General features: G+C 59.5%; 20 protein-coding genes and 1 pseudogene. 14 read left to right on the top strand and 7 right to left on the bottom strand.

The genetic code is table 11. The features are described from left to right. Positions 1-6 precede the first annotated feature (6 nt). The 8 genes from KW841_RS17870 (at position 7) to KW841_RS17835 (ending at position 7,633) form a co-directional block, all read left to right on the top strand. A complete protein-coding gene (locus KW841_RS17870) occupies positions 7-1,170 on the top strand; it encodes a phage tail sheath family protein (RefSeq protein WP_218478704.1) in 1,164 nt (387 codons plus the stop codon). 12 nt (positions 1,171-1,182) lie between these two features. Next, the gene (locus KW841_RS17865; protein WP_218478702.1) at positions 1,183-1,686 is read left to right on the top strand and encodes a phage major tail tube protein; all 504 of its coding nucleotides are present in this window, start codon (positions 1,183-1,185) and stop codon (positions 1,684-1,686) included. Positions 1,687-1,697: 11 nt separating this feature from the next. Next, positions 1,698-2,006 (top strand): phage tail assembly protein, encoded by a 309-nt coding sequence (locus tag KW841_RS17860; protein WP_218478700.1) that lies wholly within the window; start codon positions 1,698-1,700, stop codon positions 2,004-2,006. A 142-nt stretch (positions 2,007-2,148) separates the two neighbouring features. Beyond that, on the top strand, positions 2,149-4,500 hold the full coding sequence (locus KW841_RS17855) for a phage tail tape measure protein (protein ID WP_218478697.1): 2,352 nt from the start codon (positions 2,149-2,151) through the stop codon (positions 4,498-4,500). Positions 4,501-4,511: 11 nt separating this feature from the next. Beyond that, positions 4,512-5,369, top strand: coding sequence for a phage tail protein (locus KW841_RS17850; protein WP_218478695.1), 858 nt, complete (start codon positions 4,512-4,514; stop codon positions 5,367-5,369). Then, on the top strand, positions 5,344-5,550 hold the full coding sequence (locus KW841_RS17845) for a tail protein X (protein ID WP_057716592.1): 207 nt from the start codon (positions 5,344-5,346) through the stop codon (positions 5,548-5,550). Before KW841_RS17850 ends, KW841_RS17845 begins: the two co-directional genes overlap by 26 nt. A 52-nt stretch (positions 5,551-5,602) precedes the next feature. Beyond that, a complete protein-coding gene (locus tag KW841_RS17840; protein WP_218478694.1) occupies positions 5,603-6,637 on the top strand; it encodes a phage late control D family protein in 1,035 nt (344 codons plus the stop codon). Positions 6,638-6,838: 201 nt separating this feature from the next. Then, positions 6,839-7,633, top strand: a complete 795-nt coding sequence (locus KW841_RS17835) for a DNA adenine methylase (protein WP_218478692.1) — start codon at positions 6,839-6,841, stop codon at positions 7,631-7,633. A 167-nt stretch (positions 7,634-7,800) separates the two neighbouring features. Here KW841_RS17835 and KW841_RS17830 read toward each other — a convergent pair whose 3' ends face one another. Then, complete coding sequence (locus tag KW841_RS17830) at positions 7,801-8,841, bottom strand: AraC family transcriptional regulator (protein ID WP_060539968.1); 1,041 nt, start codon at positions 8,839-8,841, stop codon at positions 7,801-7,803. Between the two features lie 255 nt (positions 8,842-9,096). Between KW841_RS17830 and KW841_RS17825 the strand changes: the two genes are divergently transcribed. From KW841_RS17825 to KW841_RS17810, 4 genes and pseudogenes are all read left to right on the top strand, one after another. Further along, positions 9,097-10,428 (top strand): MFS transporter, encoded by a 1,332-nt coding sequence (locus KW841_RS17825; protein ID WP_150756533.1) that lies wholly within the window; start codon positions 9,097-9,099, stop codon positions 10,426-10,428. Continuing rightward, a pseudogene (locus tag KW841_RS17820) lies at positions 10,425-10,523 on the top strand (DsbA family protein); the annotation flags it as partial. The gene KW841_RS17825 and the pseudogene KW841_RS17820, both read left to right, overlap by 4 nt. Before the next feature lie 128 nt (positions 10,524-10,651). Beyond that, positions 10,652-10,807, top strand: a complete 156-nt coding sequence (locus KW841_RS17815) for a hypothetical protein (protein ID WP_218478690.1) — start codon at positions 10,652-10,654, stop codon at positions 10,805-10,807. Next, a complete protein-coding gene (locus tag KW841_RS17810; protein ID WP_150756534.1) occupies positions 10,804-11,814 on the top strand; it encodes a YeiH family protein in 1,011 nt (336 codons plus the stop codon). Before KW841_RS17815 ends, KW841_RS17810 begins: the two co-directional genes overlap by 4 nt. 308 nt (positions 11,815-12,122) lie before the next feature. Here the strand turns inward: KW841_RS17810 and KW841_RS17805 are convergent, their stop codons facing one another. Further along, complete coding sequence (locus tag KW841_RS17805) at positions 12,123-13,166, bottom strand: AraC family transcriptional regulator (protein WP_060539964.1); 1,044 nt, start codon at positions 13,164-13,166, stop codon at positions 12,123-12,125. A gap of 360 nt (positions 13,167-13,526) precedes the next feature. On the opposite strand from KW841_RS17805, the gene KW841_RS17800 reads away from it, so the two are divergent. After that, positions 13,527-14,600 (top strand): alpha/beta fold hydrolase, encoded by a 1,074-nt coding sequence (locus KW841_RS17800; protein ID WP_218478687.1) that lies wholly within the window; start codon positions 13,527-13,529, stop codon positions 14,598-14,600. Positions 14,601-14,706: 106 nt separating this feature from the next. On the opposite strand, the gene KW841_RS17795 is transcribed toward KW841_RS17800, so the two are convergent. The 4 genes from KW841_RS17795 to KW841_RS17780 all read right to left on the bottom strand — a co-directional run bounded on the left by KW841_RS17795 (position 14,707) and on the right by KW841_RS17780 (position 18,974). Further along, positions 14,707-16,350 (bottom strand): 3-(methylthio)propionyl-CoA ligase, encoded by a 1,644-nt coding sequence (locus KW841_RS17795; RefSeq protein WP_218478685.1) that lies wholly within the window; start codon positions 16,348-16,350, stop codon positions 14,707-14,709. A 174-nt stretch (positions 16,351-16,524) separates the two neighbouring features. Next, positions 16,525-17,004, bottom strand: a complete 480-nt coding sequence (locus KW841_RS17790) for a 2,4'-dihydroxyacetophenone dioxygenase family protein (protein ID WP_064678531.1) — start codon at positions 17,002-17,004, stop codon at positions 16,525-16,527. 106 nt (positions 17,005-17,110) lie between these two features. Then, positions 17,111-17,983: a TauD/TfdA family dioxygenase gene (locus tag KW841_RS17785; protein WP_208601474.1), complete on the bottom strand. Its 873-nt coding sequence runs from the start codon at positions 17,981-17,983 to the stop codon at positions 17,111-17,113. A gap of 781 nt (positions 17,984-18,764) precedes the next feature. Further along, entirely contained in the window at positions 18,765-18,974 is a 210-nt protein-coding gene (locus tag KW841_RS17780; RefSeq protein ID WP_060539960.1) for a hypothetical protein, read from the bottom strand. Positions 18,975-19,967: 993 nt separating this feature from the next. On the opposite strand from KW841_RS17780, the gene KW841_RS17775 reads away from it, so the two are divergent. After that, positions 19,968-20,666 (top strand): response regulator transcription factor, encoded by a 699-nt coding sequence (locus KW841_RS17775; RefSeq protein WP_007974721.1) that lies wholly within the window; start codon positions 19,968-19,970, stop codon positions 20,664-20,666. Here KW841_RS17775 and KW841_RS17770 read toward each other — a convergent pair whose 3' ends face one another. Continuing rightward, a complete protein-coding gene (locus tag KW841_RS17770; RefSeq protein WP_218478683.1) occupies positions 20,667-22,154 on the bottom strand; it encodes a sensor histidine kinase in 1,488 nt (495 codons plus the stop codon). It lies immediately after the preceding gene. Positions 22,155-22,201 lie beyond the last annotated feature (47 nt).

Raw genomic sequence — 22,201 nt, 5'->3', positions numbered from 1 at the left:
CACTCTATGAGTTTTTTTCACGGCGTCACCGTGACCCTGGTGGACACCGGCGCCCGGCATATCGCCACCCCGTCCGCGTCGATCATCGGCCTGTGCAACACCTTCACCGTGGCGCCGCCGGCGACCGCGGCGGCCAACGAATTGCTGCTGATCACCCGCGAAAGCGAAGCGGTGGCGGCCTGGGGCCCGGACGCCGCGATCACCCAGGACTGCAAGGCCATTTTCAAGCGGTCCAAGGCGGTGATTGTCGCCGTCGGGGTGCCGCTGCTGGACGACCCGGCCGAGCAGCTGTCCGCGATCATCGGCGGGGTTTGGGCTGACGGCAGCCGTACCGGCATGCAGGCGTTGCTCAACGGTAAAAGCAAGTTCAACGCCCAGCCACGGTTGTTGGTGACTCCGGGGTACTCGGCGACGCTGGCGGTCGCCACCGAGCTGGTGGCGCTGGGCGACAAGATGCGGGCGATGGCCATCCTCGACGGGCCGAACACCACCGACGAAGCCGCGATCACCTATGCCGAAAATTTCGGCAGCAAACACGCCTACATGGTCGACCCTGGCGTGCAATTCTGGGACACCGGGACCAGTGCCACGGTCAATGCACCGGCTTCGGCTTGGACCGCTGGCCTGTTTGCCTGGACCGATGCCACCTACGGTTTCTGGGCCTCGCCGTCGAACAAGGAGTTTGTCGGCGTCACCGGCACCACGCGGCCGATCGAGTTTCTCGACGGCGATGCGTCCTGCCGGGCCAACCTGCTGAACAACGCGAACATCACCACGATCATTCGGGACGATGGGTATCGCTTGTGGGGTAACCGCACGCTGTCCAGCGACTCGAAATGGAAGTTCGTCACCCGGGTGCGCACGCTGGACATCGTCATGGACGCGATCCTCTACGCGCACAAGTGGGCCGTGGACCGCTCGATCACCGCGACCTACGTCAAGGACGTGACCGAAGGCCTGCAGGCGTTCATGCGCGACCTGAAGAATCAGGGCGCGATCATCAACTTCGAGGTCTATGCCGACGAAGAGCTGAACACCTCCAGCGAACTCAGCGACGGCAAGGTGTACTGGAACATTCGTTTCACCGATGTGCCGCCGGCCGAAAACCCGAACTTTCGCGTGGAGGTGACCGATCAGTGGATCACTGAAGTGCTGGACACCGCTGCCTAAGGAGGCCGCTTTATGATTCCGGAAGTGCTCTACAACACCAACCTGTTCGTGGACGGCATCAGCCTGCAAGGCGACGTGCCGAGCTTGACCCTGCCCAAGTTGACCCTCAAGACCGACGAGTACCGCGCCGGCGGCATGGACGCGCCGGTCGAGATCGACATGGGCACCGAAAAGCTCGAAGCCAGCTTCATCACCAACGGCGTGCGCCGCGAGGTGCTGAAGTTCTTCGGCCAGGCCGACCTGACCGGGTTCAACGCCTCGTTCCGGGGCGCCTTCAAGGGCCAGAAAGGTTCGGTCAAGTCGGTGGTCGCCACCCTGCGTGGCAGCCTCAAGGAAGTCGATCCGGGGGACTGGAAACCGGGTGAAAAAGGCGAGTTCAAGTACGCCGTCGCGGTGACCTATTACAAGCTGGAAATCGACGGCAGCGTGATGTTTGAAATCGACCCGCTCAACTCAATTCGCGTCATTGACGGCGTCGACCAATTGGCCGCTGTGCGGTCTGCCCTGGGCATGTAAGGAGCCACACCATGAGCAACGTGAAAGACAAAGTCCTGCCCAAGTGGCTGCAACTGGGCGATGGCATTGCCACCGTGGCCCTGTCCCAGCCGAGCCAGGCCAACGGCATTCAGGTCGACAAACTGACCTTGCGCGAACCGACGGTGCGCGAAATGCGCGCTGCCACCTTGCAGGGCGGTACCAACGAAGAAGAGCAGGAGATGGTCTTGTTCTGCAGCCTGGCGAGCATTGGCCGCGGCGATCTGGAGGGGCTGCTGATGCGTGATTACCGTCGTTTGCAGACCGCCTATTTTCGTCTGGGAGCAGACGACGGGGTTTAACCCCCGGCTGCAAAAGGCCCTGGCCAAACGCTTGGCCGTCGAGCTGAATTTTTCGGCGGCCGAGATTCAGAGCCTGTCGTTTTCCGAGATGGTCTGGTGGCTCACGGACTGAGCCCACCCCCGTTGCATATAGGTACCCTGCATGGCGAACAAACTCTCGCTCGGGCTGGTGATTGGCGGCGCCGTCGATTCCTCCCTGGGCGCTGCCTTCAAGAATGTCAGCGGCGAAATGAAAAAGCTTGAGGCGCAAACCACCCGCGCCAAAGGTTTGCAGAAAGTCATCGGCGAAACCATGCGTCTGCGCGATGAATGGAAAAAAGCCCACGACAGTGGCGCGGCCAATGCTGACGCCTTGCTCAGAAAGCTGGAAACCAACACCAACAGCTTGCGCAAGCAGGGTGTCGAAGTCGGACGCCTGCGTCAGGAGTACCTGGCGCTGGGCAAGGTGGTGCGCAGTGCCGAGTTCAAAGCCAAAGGCATGGGGCAAATCGAAGAGGGGCGGGAGAGCCTGCGCAGCGGATTTGGTACGGCGGTGGCCGGTACCACGCTGGCCGCGGTACCGACCAAGGTCAGCGCGGATTTTCAGGCGATCATTCGCGACATCGCAATCAAGTCCGGCACCGCCAACACCCAGCAGGAAATGGACACCGCCCGCGACATCGTGCAGACCTCAAAAGATACTGGCATGGCCAACACCCAGGTGGCCGACCTGGTGAATCAATTGGTCGGTGGCGGCATGGTGTTGACCGAAGCGCTGAAGTACGCCCCGGTGGCCGCAAAGTTTGCGGTCGGGCAGGGCGCGTCGGGCACCGACACGGCGAAAATGATTCTGGCGATGCAGAACAACGCCAAGATCACCGACCCCAAAAAAATGGAACAGGCCCTGGCGTCAGTTGCCCTGCTGGGCCAGCAAGGCAGCTTCGAGGCGGCCGACATGGCCAAGTGGTTTCCGGAGTTGTTGGCGCAGATGACCAGCAGCGGCATCACCGGTCAGGAGGCGGTGACCCAGCTGGGCGCCATGTTGCAGGTGCAGATCAAGAGCGCCGGCAGCGCTGATGAGGCGGCGAACAACCTGAAAAACTGGATTGCGAAAATCGGTTCAGGGGAAACCGTCAAAGGTTACGCCGATGCCGGGATTGACTATCAGGGCTCGATGAACGCCGCCATTGCCAAGGGCTTGTCGACCTTCGAGGCCAGCTTCGAACTGGCGCGCCGGTATGTGGAAAAGACCGATCCGAAAAAGGCCAAACAGCTGGATCAGGGCCTGACCCAGATCAGCCAGGAGACGGACCCGGCCAAGGCGCAAGCGATGGCCGATGCCCTGGCCGCCACTTTGCGTACCGGCGATCTGTTTGCCGACATGCAGGTCAAGACGGCCCTGATGGCGTACACCCAGAACAAAAAATTCTACGCGGAGCTGAAAAAAGGCGCTTCGGACCCCGACGGCCCGCGCAAGGACATTCTCGACAAAAACCTGAACGAACGTCGCGAGAGCTCGTCGCAACGTTGGGCCGAAACCGGTCAGGCGTTCAACGATTCGCTGCGCGCGATCGGGGATGCCCTGCGGCCGGCGACGGATGCGTTGGCCACCGGCATTGGCGCGGCAGCGCGTGGCTTGACCGCCTTGTCCGAGGAAACGCCCAAGGTGGTGCTGGGCCTGGCGGCGCTGAGTGCCGGAGCCTTGTTGGCGGGCAAGGCCTGGGCCGCGCTGAAGATCGGGCGGGGGCTGGTGAACATTGCCCGTGGTTCGGCCGGTGACCGGTCCAACATCGTCCAGCGGGTATTCGTGACCAACGCGGATGACGGCGATCACGACGGGCTGGATCACGGCAAAGAAGGGAGGGGCGGAAAGGGCAAAGGCCCTGCAAGTCGGCCGTCCCGTGGCATGAAAGTGGGTGGGGCGCTGGCGGCGCTCGGTGCCGGCGTTCAGGTGTTGGAGACTTACCAGAACGCGACCACTCGCGATGAAAAGGCCGAAGGCTACGGCGAGGCGGTGGGTGGGCTTGCCGGTGGTTTGGCCGGTGCAGCGGCCGGAGCGGCCATCGGTTCGGTCATCCCGCTGCTGGGCACCGCAGTGGGCGGGATGATCGGTGCCTGGCTCGGGGCGTGGGGCGGCGGCGACGTGGGCGCGACCATGGGCAAGGCGTTGTTTGGTGGGCCGGACACGCCAATCGTACCCAAAGCACCGCTCGGCCTCTTTCCCATGGCCGCCGGCCAAGGGGTGGGCGCGGTCGTGCGCTCGATGGACAACGCCCCCGTCGCGCCGGTCACGGCGGCGGCATTGATGTCGAGCACCGCGGTTAAGGCACCCGAATGGCCGAAGGTCGATCAGCAATTCACCTTCGCCCCGGCCCCGGTGTTTCAGGTGCACGGCGATGTGAAAGACCCGGCACAGTTGGTCCAGGAATTGATGCCGTACCTGCGCCGTCAATTTGATGACTTCGCCCGGGAAGCGCGCGACCGCCAGTTGTTTGATGCACCCCACGTGGGCTGAGGAATAGTGTTATGGCGGATGAAAAGACCTACCTGCAGCACCTGCAGGGCGGGCTGAAATACATGGTCGACGCAGGGGAGGCCGGGCGTACTGACCTGGAGTCCATGACCGGGCCCATGAATGGCGCGCTCAATGAAATCAGCGGGGCAGCCGATGCGCTGGAGGGTTTGCCCTTTATCAGCGAGGACCTGAGCGATAAGACCCGGCGTTTGCAAAGTGCAATAAACTCGGCCCAGGCCAAGATCGGTAAGGTCGCCAGTATCTACAATCAGACCCAGCGTGCGCTGGCCCAGTTTGATGAGCATTTTTCCGCGTTGACTGAGCAGATCGGCCGCTTTGGCGCGGCGTTCAACAAGGTGGCCGGCAAGGCCAACGCCGCGTTGGGCAATATTTTCCCGACGGAGTGGTTTGCCGGCGACATGACGCCGATTCCCGACGCGGTGAAGCCATTCCCGCACCTGCTGATTCTCTACCCGCTGAAGGCCAATGAGCGGCCGTATTACTTCAACCTGGACACCGCCGCCTTCGACGAACTGCGCCGGCAGACGGCGTTTCGCTGGGCCGCGCAGGAGCGCCTGACCCGGCGCCCGGCGCAACAGGCCGTAGGTCTAGGCGAGGAGAAAATCACCATCAAAGGCGCAATCTACCCGAGCTTCAAAGGTGGGCTGAAGCAGCTGGATACGCTGCGCAGCATCGGTGCCAAGTTGCTACCGCTGAACCTGACCACGGGTTATGGCGAGGTGCTGGGCAACTGGTGCCTGACCAACATCGACGAGGAACAAAGCGCCTTGCTGCCCGGGGCGATCCCGCGCAAGCAGGGCTTTTCATTGGAGTTTGTCCGTTATGGCGATGACCTGCAGAACGGCTGACGGGGATTTGCTCGATACCCTGTGCCACCACTACTACGGCCACCTGAACCGCAGCGTCGAGGCGGTGCTGGCGGCCAATCAGGGCCTGGCCGATGAGCCGCAGCCGTTCCGGGCCGGTGTGCTGATCACGCTGCCGGACCTGGTGGTGGAGACTGACAGCGTAATTTCACTGTGGGATTAATCCCATTACCCAGCCCGCCGAGTGCGGGTTTTTTTTTGTTCGGAGCGCCGACATGCAACCGCTTTTCCGTATCGTTGCCGATGGCGCGGACATCACCACCTTGATCAATGATCGGCTGGTCTCGCTGCAGCTCTCCGATCGGCCTGGCATGGCCTCGGATTCGTTCGAGCTGCGCATTGATGACCGTGATGGTGCAGTGTTGCTGCCTGTCCGTGGTGCGAGCATCGAGGTCTACCTGGGTTATGCCGGCGCCGACCTGACGCGCATGGGCCGCTACACCGTGGACGATGTCGCTGTCTCTGGCCCACCGGACACGCTGGTGATCAGCGGCAAGGCGAGCGACATGCGTGGCAGCGGCAAAACCACGCGCAGCGGCAGTTGGGAAGATGTCAGCCTGGCGCAGATCGTCGGTGACGTGGCGGCCCGCAATGGCTGGCAGCCATCGTGCCCGGTCGACACCCGGGTGCCGCGCATGGACCAGCTCAATGAATCCGACTTCAACTTCATTACCCGGGTGGCCAAGAAGCACGACTGCACGGCCAAGGTGGCTGACGGCAAGCTGCTGGTCTTGCCGCGACAGGGCGGGCAGAGCGCCAGTGGCAAGGCCTTGGCGGTGATCACCCTGCAGCGCAGCGATATCACCCGCTGGCGGTTTCGCTTGAGCGACCGCAGCACGCATCAGGGCGTCAACACCCAGTACCAGGACCCGGCCAGCGGCGAGCTGCTGATTTCGCACCTGGACAACCCCAACGTGCCCGAAGGGCTGCCGCCGGTGCATACCGATCGCCATCTCTACCCGGATCGCACAGCGGCCGACGAAGCGGCCAAGGCCCGTCTGGCGGCGTTCAATCGTTCCACCGCCTCGGTACGTCTCGACCTGCCGGGTCGGACCGACCTGTTTGCCGAAGTCATGATCCAGGCCCAAGGCTTCAAGCGTGGCCTCGATGGTGAGTATTTGGTGGAGTCGGTGGATCACACTTTTACCCCGTCCGGCTGGACAGTGTCGGCGGAGTGCAATGGCGGCAAAGAAGGCAAAGCCAAGACGTCAGGCAAGCCGCAGAAAATCGTACTCGAGGTGCCGGTTTAATTGCGCGGGCGCATAAATCGGCCCGAGTCAGAAGTTTCAAAAATCAAAGAAAAAGGAGCGGCCAGTCTGGATGCGTCAACATCCAGCCTGGCCACCGTCCCCGCAGATTGTCCCTGCAAGTCCCGCCAAGGCTCCTGCTCTGTGCACAAAGCAGAGCGAGCCTAGCACCTGTTTATTTATACAGTAAAGGTCTTGCTATCTATGTCTTCACCTATCATCCCTTGGATGGGCGGCAAACGCCGTCTGGCCGATCGCCTTATTCCGCTGTTTCCTCCCCACGAATGCTACGTCGAAGTCTTTGCCGGCGGCGCCGCGCTGTACTTTATGCGACCCCAGGCCGCGCCGGTTGAAGTCCTCAACGACATCAACGGTGACCTGGTGACGTTGTATCGTGTGGTGCAAAATCACCTCGAAGAGTTCGTGCGTCAGTTCAAATGGGCGCTCAGTTCGCGTCAGGTATTCGAGTGGCAGAAGATGACCCGCCCGGAAACCCTTACCGACATCCAGCGCGCCGCGCGATTCTTCTACCTGCAGCACCATGCCTTCGCCGGCAAGGTCTCTGGGCAGACGTTCGGCACCGCGACCACCGGCCCGGCCATCAATCTGCTCCGTATCGAGGAAAACCTCTCAGCCGCGTGGCAACGCCTGTCCGGTACCTACGTGGAGAACCTGCCTTGGCTGGAATGCGCCGAACGCTACGATCGGGCACACACCTTCCACTACATGGACCCGCCGTACTGGCAGACCGCAGGGTATGGGGTGGATTTTCCGTTTGAAAATTACGAACGCATGGCCGATTTTATGCGCCGCTGTAAGGGCAGGGTGATGGTCAGCATTAACGACCACCCGGACATCCGCCGGGTGTTCGAGGGCTTTCATTTTGAGACGCTGGACATCCGCTACACCACGACTAACCAGCGGCAGGGCAAGGCCGAGGTCAGTGGAGAACTGGTGATCATGAACTGGGAGCCAGCAGCATTGGGAGGACTGTTTTGACGTGACAGCTATCGACCGACTCTGTTGAAAAAGTCGGTCCGCCCAAACTGCCTGCTCATTGGCTGGTGAAAACGCCTTGTCGCCGATAATGGCCGCGTCGAAGAAATGACAGTTTCAGGCAGGTTGGTCGGCCAACAGGCTTGTCGGTCGCCCTTGAATCTCTCCTTCTATTTTTTCAGGCGGCGGGGCTCGGGGGGCGCCTTGCTCTCTCGATAGGAAGCAACCCAATTCGAAGGTGTCTTGCCAAACTGGCTGCGGAACCAGCGTGAAAAATCACCGGCCGTGGAAAAGCCGAGCAGTTCGGCCACCTCATAAAATCGGCGTCTGCTGTTGGCCAAATACTCTTCGGCGAGTTCAGCCCGTACAGCGTTGATGATCGTTGTGACACTCTCACCCTCAGTTGCCAGGTGGCGGTTAAGGGTGCGTCGATGCATGCCAAGATGCTGGGCAACCGCATCGACAGAACACAGTCCGCTTGGCAGCAGCATCTTGACGATCTGACGTACCCGCTGCGTCGGCTCGTCGCGCAGGTTAGCCAACTGCATGTCCAGCGATCGCTTCACTTCGCGATGCAGCGCGGGGTCCGCCTCAGGTATGGCCATATCCAAATCGCCCCCGCGGCAAACGATGGCGTTGAATTCCTGAGAGAACTCGATCGCGGTTCCCAACACACGATGGTGTACTTCAAGGCTGGAGGGGGGGGCGTGAGTAAAACTGACCCTTACCGGCCGGAAGGTATAACCGCTCAGAATGCACAACGTGCGGAGGATAATTCCGGTTGCTTGTTCAATCGCTTGGCGCCAGACGCCATGATGGCCCTGCATGTTCACCCCCACATGCAGCAGGGTCAGATCGCCCACATCCTCAAGCCACAATTGCACACCGGCGTTATGCAGTCGCGTATAGCGAAAGCAAGATTGCAAGGCGGCGCGCAGTGTTGGCTCTTCGCGGATAAGCAGTGCCAGCATGCCAAAGTTGGAAAGGTGTCTCTTTTCGGCGAGCAGCAGACCGAAAGCCTCCTGACCGGACAATCGGGCTGACTCCTCCAGCAGCCACCCGACCGAATCGCTACTGATCATGATATTTGGATCGTCGAGGGCACTGGCCGGCAGCTTGGCCATCCGCAGCATACGAAAAGGATCGAGCCCCTCTGAACGGGCAACCTGTTCATAGTTGGTAAGGCTGGCACTCCGCGTCAGGGTATACATGATTTCCCTCGTGTCCCAATTTCGCAAGATTGAGTCCTGCGAAGCTTAGTGCAGGATGCCCCGTCAAAGCTACCTTCAGGCTTCCGAAAATAGAGAGCGGAAGGTAATGGATACGCGCTAGAACCTACTGCGGTTCAACAGCACGGCCCTTGGTCATGGGGATGCTCACGCGTGTGGGCATTGAAATCACTTTCGTAAGCCGTAGCGGCTACACGCTTGATAACAACAATAAAACAACCACATTGAGGAGGCTGCATGGCCTTTCACCCAATCGCCGCCGACGATGACGACTCCGGTGGAGTCGGCGTTGCGCGTAAATATGCCTGGATTGTCTTCGCGCTGACGTTCGGCCTGTTGATTTCCGATTACATGTCACGCCAAGTGCTCAACGCGGTGTTCCCGCTGCTCAAGAGCGAGTGGGCGTTGAGCGACGGCCAGCTCGGTCTGCTCAGCGGCGTCGTTGCCCTGATGGTTGGCCTGCTGACGTTCCCTCTGTCGTTGATGGCCGACCGCTTCGGCCGGGTCAAGAGCCTGGCGTTGATGGCGCTGCTCTGGAGCCTGGCGACCCTGGGCTGCGCGGTGGCGCAGGACTACCAGCAGATGTTCATCGCGCGATTTATGGTCGGTGTCGGTGAGGCGGCTTACGGCAGCGTCGGCATCGCCGTGGTGATCTCGGTGTTCCCCAAACATATGCGCGCCACCCTGGCCAGTGCTTTCATGGCCGGTGGCTTGTTTGGTGCCGTGCTGGGCATGGCGTTGGGCGGTGCTATCGCGGCCAAGCTGGGCTGGCGCTGGTCGTTCGCCGGCATGGCTCTGTTTGGCCTGGTGCTGGCGGTGCTCTATCCGCTGATCGTCAAGGAAGCACGCATTGCGCCACAACGTGCCGCGCAGATTGCGAACAAGACGGCTGCCGCGGTCAAGCGTCCGCTGCGCACTTTGTGGTCCAGCCATTCGGTGATCGCCACGTACGTGGGTAGCGGTTTGCAGCTATTCGTCGGCGGAACGGTGATGGTGTGGATTCCCAGCTACCTCAACCGCTACTACGACATGCCCACCGACAAGGCCGGCGGCATGGCGGCGCTCATCGTGTTGTGCAGCGGTGTGGGGATGATTCTGTGCGGCATGCTCAGCGATCGCCTGTGTCGCCACTCACCGGAGCGCAAGGTCAGCCTGGCCATCGCCTTTTGTCTGGGCAGTTGTCTGTTGCTGTCGGCAGCCTTTGCCTTGCAGGCGGGGCCGGTGCAACTGCTGCTGATCTGCCTGGGCATGCTGATTGCCACCGGTACCACCGGCCCTAGCGGCGCGATGGTTGCCAACCTGACCCATTACTCGGTGCACGGCACGGCCTTCGCCACGCTGACCCTGGCCAACAACCTGCTGGGGTTGGCACCGGGGCCGTTCATCACCGGTCGGGTGTCCGACCTCATCGGTTTGCATGCCGCGTTTCAACTGGTGCCGCTGGTCAGCCTCGCGGCAGCGGCGGTGTTCTTTTATGCCAAGTGTCATTACCACAGAGATATCGCCCGGCTTCAGGGGCAGAGCGTGCCTGACCCTGTCAGTGAAGCCGGGTTAGAGGTGAGGTTGTGACTCGTCGTTTGCGTATTGATGTGTTTTTCGATTTCTTTTGCCCCTGGTGCCTGATCGGCGAGCGCCAACTGGAACACTCGCAGGTACAGTTTCGACGTGCCTAGTGTGCAGTTCAGCCGGCAGAGGACGGGGGTGGGTTCACGACCCCCCGATGCGCTGCTGGCCTCCATGAGTGAAGCGCTGCGCGAAAGTGATCGCGAGCGGTAACTGGCATGCCCGGCTCATGTCTGTACCTACTGACAAAAGCCCGCCGGCCGGGGGCCATACAAAGAGCGGCTATCTGTTCATTTCCACCCAACTCAAAGTCAATAACCACCCGGCCAGGATCATCGACGGCCAGGCGTTCATTACCACCTTTTTCGAGGAGTCCGCGCCATGAGCGCTATTGCTCTAACCCGCATCCAAACCCGCACACGCGAATTGGTACCGGGCTTTATAGTCAGCCTGATCGTGGCCGCCGCCGCCTCGTTTTTGTCCGAGCACTACGGCGCACCGGTCATGTTGTTCGCCTTGTTGCTGGGCATGGCCTTGAATTTTCTTGCCGACGACGGTCCCTGCAAAGTCGGCGTCGAGTTCACCGCCCGCACGGTACTGCGCATCGGCGTCGCTCTGCTGGGCATGCGCATCACCCTGGAACAAATGGCGGCACTGGGCTGGAAGCCGATGGTACTGGTGGTGATCCTGGTGGTGTTGACCATCGCTGCCTCGGTGATCGCCGCGAAGTTTCTGGGTTTCTCGCGGCTGTTTGGCATGCTCACCGGTGGCGCCACGGCCATCTGCGGCGCATCGGCAGCCTTGGCACTGGCGGCGGCGTTGCCGAACCATCCGCAGAAAGAGCGCGCGACCCTGTTCACGGTGATCGGCGTGTCGGCGTTGTCCACCCTGGCGATGATCGTCTATCCAATGATTGCCAACTGGTTCTCGTTGTCGCCACAGATCGCCGGGGTGTTCCTCGGCGCCACCATCCACGACGTCGCCCAAGTGGTCGGTGCTGGGTACGGCATGTCAACCGAGACCGGTGACACGGCCACGGTGGTCAAGCTGATGCGCGTTGCCATGCTCCTGCCGGTGATCGTCACCGCGGCCATGATCACCCGCATGCAAGGCGCTGACCCGACCGGCAAGCGCCCACCGCTGCTGCCATGGTTCGCCGTGGGCTTTCTGATTCTGGCCTGCATCAACAGCACCGGCTGGATCGCTCCGGCGGTGCAAGGCGGGGTCAATGAGTTGTCGCGCTGGTGCCTGGTGATTTCCATCAGTGCCCTGGGCATGAAGACTCGGCTCAAGGAGCTGGCGGCGGTCGGCATCAAACCGATCCTGCTGATGGTCGGTGAGACGGTGTTCTTGGTCGTGCTGGTACTGCTGTTGCTGCACTGGGGCCTCTGAAAACAGGCTTCACTCAGGTTTATGGCAGGGCTTCACTGGGCTGGCTCCTCGTTACAGTGAAGCTCACCACCGGTGCCACAAACATCGGTTTTTTGCGGCGACTGTACCAGCAGTCGCCGTTTTTTTTGGTTCATCACGAATGGTCGGGAAAGACGCGATCTACTTGAAAAAGAATTCGCAATACTCATATCACGCACAAGAACGCCGATTTGTCAGATGTGTTTGCTCGCACGAACATCATCAGTCAAATCGGCGCTGTTGTTTCTGAGTTTCCGGCAATTGCGTGAAAAACCTTTTTTGCCTTGTACTCAGAAAGATTTAGGGACTGCGGCACTCTCTGCGCAGAGACCGGACTGTTTCTGCGCGCTGCGCCACGCCGCCGGTGGCATGCCGAACTGGTTGATGAACCAGCGGGTAAAGGAGCTGGCCATGGAGAAGCCGAACATGTCGGCGATGCGGCTCATCGAGTTGTTCGGGTTCTCCAGATAACGCAGCGCTAGGTCACGGCGCACGTCATTGATCAGGTCGTTGAAGGCACAGCCGTCGTCCTGCAGACGGCGTTGAAAGGTACGCACGTTCATGCCCTGTGACAGGGCGATCTGCTCTAGGGTGGCGCGCCCCATGGGCAACAACAGGTAGATGGCCTTGCGCACCTCGAACAGCATCGAGGTGCTTTCATCACCCTGCAACGAATCGATGTAGTCTTGGGCATAACGGGCCATGGACGGGTCGGCATTGGGATTGATCATATCGAGACTGGCTTCGGAGCAAACGATGCCGTTGAACTCGCTGCCGAATTCCAGATTGCAGCCGAACAGGCGCTGATGCAGGTGCAGGCTGTCTGGCGGCTGGTGCATGAAGTTGACGCTGTAGGGGCGCCACTTCGAGCCGAGCAGTGTCGAGCACAAGCGGAACAGCACGCCAATGACCAGCTCCGTGGCTTGGCGATTGGGCAGCAGTGTCTCGGTGACCATCACTGCACGAATGATCACCATCCTGCCGGCCTCTTCAACGAAGATTCCCAGGGAATCGTTCATCAGATGACGGTAGCGCTCCATCACCTGCAAGGCGTCGCGCAGGGTGCGCTGTTGGCTGAGCAGCAAGCTGACTACACCGAGGTCCGAAAGCTGGCGTGACTCGGCCATACGCAGGCCGAAGGTCTGGCAATCGCTGGCGGCGGCCGAATCTTCCAGCAGACGTACGGCGGCATCGATGGGAATGCGGTATTCAGGGGCTTGCAGCTGAGCCTTGTTCAGGCCGGCAACTGCCAGCACGTCACGCGGGTTGAATCCCAGGTCCTGGGTGACTTCCAGGTATTTGGTCAAGACGGCGGCGCGAACAAGCTTGGGCATGTATAGGATCTCCCTCGGCCGATGGCGGCGTTTCTTTTTTCATCGAAGATGTATTGAACGAGAAGACGGCGCTTGTGGAAGTACTGATAGCGCTAGCGATCTTCAACCTTGGTCTGGCGTAGTGCAGAGCAGGAAGCGCGGTCCCATTGTAGGGAACACGAGCGCGGCGCTATGGGCATGGCGGGATAATTTCTTTGCATATTGGGACACTATCGGCGAGCCAAGAATGGCGGCGGCAGAAGCAGCTCTATAGTCTTTCGCTCTGTCCCAATTTCACAATATTGTGTCCTGCTAAGCTCAGTGCGGGGCACCCTCTCAGAGCTACCTTCAAGCCCACAACTAATAAGATGGAGGTAGATAATGGATACGCGCACTTCAATGCGTATCGGTCAGCCGCTCGCTGCAATGGCGCAGGTGGATGCCGACGATCCTGATGCATTCAACCACTGCTTTGCCGACGTCAACGGCATCCGCATGCACTACATCGACGAGGGCCAGGGCCCGCTCGTCATCCTGCTGCACGGCTTCCCCTACCTCTGGTACATGTGGCGGCGCCAGATCGTGGCATTGGCCGAGGCCGGCTATCGGGTTGTGGTGCCCGATCAACGCGGGTTCGGGCAATCGGACCGCCCCGACGCCATCGAAGCCTATGACATGAGCCAGTCCGTCGGCGACATGGTGGGTTTGATGGCGGCCCTGGGGGAAACCTCTGCGGTGATCATCGGCCACGACCTGGGCGCCTGGGTGGCCCAGGCGGCCGCCATGTTGCGCCCGGATCTGTTCAGTGGCCTGGTGATGCTCAATACCCCGGTACCGCCGCGGGGCAAGGTCAAGCCAACCGTGGGCTTGCAGGCCATGGCGAAAGGCCGGGTCTACCACCACCTGTATTTCCAGCAGCTCACCAAGCCGGATCGCGAGCTGGCCGCTGATCCGCGCAAGACCTTGAGCAGCGTCTTTTACTCGATCTCCGGCAGCGCCGTCGGAGCCGAACGCTGGCGTCTGTTTGTCGAGGCCGGTGAGCCGATTCTCAACGCCTTTACCGAGCCGAAGGGAGCGTTCCCGTCCTGGCTGAGCCCGCGGTCGCTCGACTACTACGTCGCCGAGTACACGCGCACGGGGTTTACCGGTGCCCTGAACTACTACCGCTGTCGCGACCGCAACTGGGAAATCACCGCGTTTCTCGACGGCGCGAAGGTCAGCCAGCCAAGCCTGTTCATCGGTGGTGCTGCCGACCCTTCCTTGGAGCCGGTGGAAATCCGCAGCCTCTACGACCAGATGGACGCCTACCTGCCCGCTCTGCGCAAAAAGGTGCTGCTACCCGGTGTAGGCCATAGCGCCGCAGAGGAAAGCCCGGCTCAGGTCAACGAATTGCTGCTGGAGTTTCTCGAGCAGTTGATGTCCGGCGACCCGACCTCTGAGCCAGCGGCTGGCTAAACCCCTTGATAGCGGAAATGCAAAGGCAGGGCGAACGCTACCGGCATCTGCCGTAACGTCCGCCCTGCCTTTGCACATGGACAGGGCTGGATTTGTTCCTTGTTACTCAGCTGGCAGCCTTGACCAGCAGATGATCGCCGAACTGCTCGCGCAGGCGGTTCTTCAACACCTTGCCCGTAGCGCCCAGTGGAATCGTGTCGACGAAGACCACATCATCCGGCGTCCACCACTTGGCAATCTTGCCGTCATAAAAGGCCAGCAGATCTTCCCGGGTCAGGGCTGCCTGCGCTTTCCTGACGATGATCAGCAAGGGCCGTTCATCCCACTTCGCGTGTTTCGCGGCGATGCAGGCCGCCTGGGCGACTGAGGGATGGCTCAGGGCAATGTTCTCCAGATCGATCGAGCCGATCCACTCGCCACCCGACTTGATCACATCCTTGCTGCGATCGGTGATCTGCATGAAGCCATCGCCATCGATGGTCGCCACATCGCCGGTGGGGAACCAGGTCTGGCCGGCGTGTTCGAGCAGCGGCGAACAGTCGCTTTCATTTCTGAAATAGTCGCGTACCACCCAGGGGCCGCGCACCATCAGGTCACCCGAGGTCGCGCCGTCCCAAGGCAGTTCCAGGCCGTCCGCGCCGACGATCTTCATATCGACACCAAACACTGCGCGGCCTTGTTTGGACTGCACAGCATTACGCTCTTCCGGGGACATGCCAAGGTGCCTGGCCTTGAGGGTGCCAATGGTGCCGATCGGGCTCAATTCCGTCATCCCCCAGACGTGCAACACCGCCACGCCGTAGGTCTCCTGAAACTTGTTCAGCATTGCCGTGGGACAGGCTGCACCGCCAATGATGGTGCGTTTCATGCTGGAGAAAGGCTCGCCGGTTTGCTCCAGATGCCCGAGCAGCCCTTGCCAGACCGTGGGTACGCCAGCAGAGAGGGTCACCTGCTCCGCTTCGAGCAGTTCGAACAGCGATTTGCCGTCCAGCGCAGGGCCGGGAAATACCAGCTTGGCCCCGACCATGCACGCGATGTACGGGAGCCCCCAGGCGTTGACATGGAACATGGGCACAACCGGCAGGATGACGTCGCGCGCCGAACAGTTCAGGGCATCCGGCAGCGCGGCGGCATAGGTGTGCAGCAGCGAAGAGCGATGACTGTACAGCACGCCTTTCGGGTTGCCCGTGGTGCCGGAGGTGTAGCAGAGCGTGCAGGCGGCATCCTCGTCGAGATCCGGCCAGGCGTAATCGCAGGCGCCCTGTTGCAGCAGATCTTCATAGCACAGCAGGTTGTCGATACCGGTGTCTGTCGGCAGGTGATCGGTCATGGCGATGAACGCCTTGACCGTTGGGCAGCGGCCAGCGATGAGCTTGATCAGCGGCAGGAAGGTCATGTCGAAGAAGATGTACTGGTCTTCGGCATGATTAGCGATGTAGGCCACCTGATCTTCATGCAGGCGCGGGTTGATGGTGTGCACGATGGCACCCATCCCGCCAATGCCGTAGTACAACTCCAGGTGACGATAGCCGTTCCAGGCCAGCGTACCGATCCGGTCGGCGGGCTGGACACCCAGGCTGGTCAGCGCGCTGGCCATCTGGCGCGCGCGACGGTGGCAGTCCCGGAAGGTGTAGCGATGGATATCGCCCTCCACCCTGCGGGACACGATCTGCGTATCGCCGTGATGGCGGTCGGCGTGCTCTATGAGCGAGGAAATCAACAGCTGCTTGTGCATCATCAAGCCATGCATGGCATCGCTCCGTTCGAAAGTCTGTGATCGGGGAGCGGGCAGGGCCCTCTGTCAGATTCCACGTCAAGACCGCGAACCGGGACAGCCTGTTTTCCTCCCCTGGATTTTTGCGATCAGGCTACTTTCCCGGCCCCCCTTGAATCGAGGGATACCGGGAGTTCTCCTGGAACCGGATCAGTTGAATGCCGTGAGGTCTTTCGGCGCTATGTCATGCTGTTCGCAATAGTCAAGATAACGCTTGAGCCCGGACTTCCAGTTTTCGAGCGCGACGATGTTGTCGTTCTCATCCAGAAACGCAAGATCGCCATTGACCTGAACCAGCGTGAGCACATAGCCGTCGCCATTTCCGGTGCTGACGACTTCTGGGGTGTGAGTCGATCCGGCGGTCTCGTACACGATGCTGCCCGGGCCGGCGACCCAGTCATGCTCCTTGTATTTCCACTGGCCTTCGAAGGTGTAGACCATCACCGTACCCGTGTGGTGGTGCTTGGGCAGTTGCATGTCGATCGGCGCCTTCATCATGACGATCCATTCGCCACGGATCGGGTCGAGCTTGAAGTACTTGAGCAGGACGTTATCGGCATAAGGGGTAAACGGAATCCAGGGCAGGGATTCGCCATCGATGACGGCGGTGTCGACGTGTTCGTAGAGCATAGGTATCTCCGTTGATTGTTGTTTTGATCGGGAATTTTTCGGCGGCCGGGATCGTCCGACCATCACGGATGGTCGGGTGCCCGGGCTGTCTGTCTGGCAGTCAGGGTCAGGTCAGCGGGGTTCCCGCCAAGGTTGCGCGCAGCATCTTCCGTGGCGCGTTGCCGTAGTCAGCCACGGCGTAGTGCTGGATTTGCAGGTTGTCCCACATGGCAACGGTGTTGGTGCGCCACTTCAGGCGAACCTGGTATTCCGGGATGGCGGCCTGGGAGATCAGGTAGTTCATCAGGTGATGAGCCTCGGGCATGAAGTCCTGGCCGTAGCGGATGTCCTCGAAGTTGAAGAAGTTCGAGAAATGGGTGGTGAATGCGGAATTGACGAACAGCACCTTCTCGCCGGTCTCGGGATGCACAAGCACTACCGGATGCTCGGCGCCGGGCGTCTTCAGGGCCATCGCGTGACGTTCTTCGCGTGGCAACTGGGCGCCAAAGGTCTGCTCGGCACCGTGCTTGGCATACAAGCCATCGATCCGTTGCTTGATGCTTTCGGGCAGCTTTTCGTAGGCCATCACCATGTTGGAAAACAGCGTATCGCCGCCGGTCTCCGGACCCAGTTCGCAGCGCAATACCGCACCGCGGGGCGGCGCCTGCTTGTAGGTGACATCGGCATGCCAGAGGTTTTCGCGACTAGCCTTTTCCACATAGCTCTTGGGCTTGCTCGGATCGAGATTGCGGTACAGCATCAGCAGCTTGTCCGCCTCCGGATGGCTCGGCGCCAAGGGATGGGCTTCCAGTTCGCTGAATTGCGCGGCGAAGTGCTGTTGCTCCATTGGGGTGATGTTCTGGTCGCGAAAGAACAACACTTTGTGCTTGAGCCACAGCTCCCGGATTTGCGCGATCAGTTCTGGATCTTGGGCAGCATCGACAAGGCTGACGTTGCTGAGCTCGGCGCCGATGGCGGGTGTGCAAAGCTCTACCTTGATCGAATGCTGTCGCACCGACGACCGGATGATGGCCGGTGCCGAGGGCGATGCTGGTGAAGGGGTGTTTTGGATGTCGGCGATTTTTGTCATTGTTGTCTCCAATCCGTGCTTGTACGGCGATGCGCAAGATGTGCATCCGGTATAGGTAACAGGCCCCCGCTGATGGCAGAGGTACTGGTCCTATAGTAGATATCTCGGGCACGAGACTATGGGCGCGGCGGGACAGTTTATTAGCATATTGGGACGGTGCGTCGGGACCACGGACATTAGCTGATTAATGTCCACGCACCGGCGCAGTTTTGCCTGCTGGGACGGAATTTCTAGAGATGGACGGAGGAGTGCATATCGTGAGGAGCATCGAGGGCGTCGAAAATCCACGCAATATGGCTGATCAGGAGCACTAAAAAGCACGTGAGCGGTCGCCGGGCTTCGCTTTTATGCGAGAGGCCTTGGGGGCTGCCTAGTTCTCCAGTTGTAAAAGGCTCAATCCGAAAGTGATTGGTCAAACTGGCCGCGGAACCACTGCGACATCTAGTGTTTTCATCAAAGGACTTTGAGGTTCCCAAAAAAAATCGAACGTCAGCTTCTGGCCGATTCTGTTGAAAAAGTATGGCTTGGTTCTCACGACAGAAAAGTACGCGTCTGAGATTGAATTTCTTGCTTTCAGCAGAGGTGTCCAGACTCGGATTTTACGTAGCAGCGGGCAAAAAATGTGTTTTTACCCGTCAATATTCGAGCGGTTGAGAAAACCGACTTTTTCAACAGAATCGGCCGGTAGCGGTCACTCCGGCGCCATCATCACCGCGAGCGTCATCTTGATAAATTCCTCATTCTTGTCGATAGCTTCAAGGGCGCCGCGCACATTGTCGGCGACATCGGCCGATCCGCGCTGCTCGACCCAGCTCGAAAGCTCCAGGATAGCGGCTTCAAGGGCAAGCTGGTTTTCGTTGATCTTGAACAGCAGGGAAGGGAGCAGGTCAGAGTTTGGCATCGCGAATCCTCCGTGGAGATTTCAGCGTAGCATCGGGAGATAGTGCATGAAGGGGGGCGGTCGGCAGGACGCCGGGGAGGGTGGCGAAAAGGCGTGCGTGACTTTCTCACGCACTTTTAAGCTCTTGTAGGCAGTCGGTTGCAGCTAGCGCCAGTAAAAATGGCCATTACAAAGGGGGGATGCATGATCCCTGCGGACATGGATGCTTGGGGCGAGACGACACCAGTAGAGCGCGTGAAGTATGCGTGATCGGCATACGACTGATGGTTATCACGCTGCTTGAGTGCACATTTTCGATGCTTGAATCATGGATTTTTTTGGACCGCAATCTTCTAAGGTTATGCGGAAACATTGGGCTGTAGGGCAAGCCAATAGGCTTGATTGCGGTCCGGAAAATCTATTGGAAGCCCCAGTCTGATTGATTTTCCCTCGGGACTTAAAATCCCCCGCTCGTAAGGGCGTGCCGGTTCGATTCCGGCTTCGGGCACCATATATCAAGGGTTTGCGGGCGAAAGCTGAGCAAACCCTTGTTCGTTTCTGGTCCGCAATTATTGACTTGCTCCGCAATTCACTTGGTTCGCGAGACGTTTTCTCCCTTTCGGCTACAGATGTATTGCTCGGTCATACACGATCGTATGCCCAGGCTGATCCCTGACCTGCAAAATGTCGAAAAATTTGATTTGTGGAGTGCCTGTCGCACTGAATCCTGAGCGCAGGAGAGTGACTGTTGGTCGGATAAAGATGTATCCGGGTTTGATGAGGTTGTCTTTTTTTTGACGTTTTTATCAGTGTTTAAAAACAATGGGTTGCGGTGTAAATGCTTGTGTATTTGGAATGACGATTGTTTGTTGACGATCGATTTTTATCAGACTTAAGTCTGATTTTCGAACACCCGGAGCCTGGGACACTCGACGGGTGACCGGTGTGATCCCGGGTTTCCTGCTATTAATCAATGATCTGTAGTTCGAGTGCTAATCCTTTCGGGAGCGCGTCATGAATCCGTTCATTCGTATTTGCATTGTCGACGACCACCCGTTGTTGCGTGAGGGCGTTGCCAACATATTGAAAAGACGGGCGGACCTGCAGGTCGTGGAGCAGGGCGCCAACGCGGATGAGGCCAGGGAAATTGCCCAGAGGGTGCGTCCGGATGTGATGCTGATGGACGTCAATATGCCGGGTGATGTTTTCGCCGCGGTGCGGTTCATTTCCACTGAACTGTCGGATGTGAAGGTGCTGATGCTCACGGTTTCAGAGTCCGAAAATGACGCCTTTTTGGCGCTGGAGGCCGGCGCGCTCGGGTATGTGTTGAAAGGTGTCAGCGGACCGGAGCTGGTCTTGGCGATCCGGTTGGTTGCCAAGGGGCAGACTTATATCACCCCTGATTTTGTCAACAAGCTGCTGAGTAACTTCAAGACACACGCAGCAGAGATTCACACGTTTGATCTGACCTTGCGCGAGGAACAGGTTATTTATGAAGTTTCCAAGGGACTGACCAATAGAGAGGTCGCGTCAAAGCTGTTGATCAGCGAAAAAACCGTCAAGCACTACATGACCTGTGTGATGCAGAAACTGCATGCCCGAAATCGTGTCGAAGCGGTCGCGGCCCTACGGTATTACAGGGAGCGCGAAGCTCTCGGGCGATTTCACATAGGCGTAGGGAAAACATCAGTCGATGCCCGGACCCGCTTCTGACTAAAGTTTGAACTGTGCATTGACCGACGTCCCTGAGTTACAAGAGTCGATACTGAACAACCCGCCCAGCGATTCAACGCGATAACGCAAACCGGCGAGCCCCAATCGGGTTCTGCCGGATGTATCGAGTTGCATGGCGTCCGCCGCCATACCCGGACCACTGTCCCTGACGCTGATGTTTAATACCTGATCAATGTATTGCGCCTGGATGACCTGACCCTCGCCGTTGGCATGACGGTAAGCATTGTTGAGGGTTTCCTGGACAAAACGGTACAAACAGAGTTTGAGCGGCAGCGGCGTGGCCTCTGGTAGCGGCCCCAGGGCGAGGGTGACCCTGGTGCCGGTGCGTTGCTCATGCCGTTGCGCCACTAGCTGCAACTCTTCCACCAGGCTCAGGTCGTTGATTTCCGGAAGTGCCAGGCCTCGTGATAAATCGCGGACCTCCCGCAATGCGTCGGTGGCGGCACCACGAATGGTTTCCAGCGCCTCCTGATCGACAGCCGAGCCGTTATCGGCCAATTCGTCGAGCCAGATCAGAATCAAGGTCAATAACTGCGCCGGCCCATCGTGCAGGTCTGCACCAATGCGTCGCAAGTTGAGTTCGTTGATCCGGGAAAACTCCTGGGTCGCCGTCGCCATCTTGCGCTGGAGTGCGGCATTGCTGATGCGCAGGCGAGTTTGTTCCATCAGCCGTAAGCGCAGTGCCACTTGTTGTTGCTCGATAATCTTGTCGCCGCGTCGCACGATGAAAAAAAGCAGCGTCAGCATCGCCAACGTTGCGGCACCAACGACCATCCACACCTGCTGTCGGACGCGATTGATTTCACGCTCCAGACTTTCGGCCCTTTCATAAAACTCGCCCACCGCGATCACTTTCCTGGTGTTGAAATCCCGCAGGGGGGCGTAGATCTCATAGAGCGGCAGGTTGAGCTTGCGCTCGAACTCGTTTTCATCCTGGCTCAGCTCTTCAAGGTCGGTGACCACGTTTCCCTTGAGCGCCTCGGTGATCTCGTCTGTTGGGAATACGCGATTGGTGATGGCTTTATTCGTGCTGTAGACGACGGTGCCATCCGCTCGCCAGATCTTGATCGAGACAATGTGCTGGTTCAGCGAACTGTTTTCCATGAGGCGGTCCAGGGATTTGACACTTTCATCCGAGAGACTTTCGTCCCGCCCCATCTCCTGCACATAGGGCTCCAGAAACGCTTCCATGTAGTGGGCGCCTGCTTCTGCCGCGCTTTGCACCGCAGCACTTTCTATTCGTTCGCTCACCAGTTTGCCGACAAAGAACATGGTCAGCCCCAGGATCACCGCAGCGGCAATGACAAATTGGGCCGAGCGACTCAGCTTGCGCGTCTGGGCCTTTATCCGGGTGCGCCAGATTCCCTTGCGAGCCCCATCGGAACCAGCGGCTGGTCCGACCAAAGTCTCAGTCTCGTCCGCTATGAAAGTCTCGTTTTTTGATTCGACTTTTGCATCTTTTTCCATCGGGTTGGTTCCCTGAACATAGTGATATGTCGGCTGGAAATCCCTGC

The sequence above is a fragment of the Pseudomonas sp. PDM28 genome (assembly GCF_019219115.1).
GTDB lineage: Bacteria > Pseudomonadota > Gammaproteobacteria > Pseudomonadales > Pseudomonadaceae > Aquipseudomonas > Aquipseudomonas laurylsulfatiphila.
Note: the sequence above shows the minus strand (reverse complement) of the source record. Positions and strands in the feature narration are given on the sequence as shown.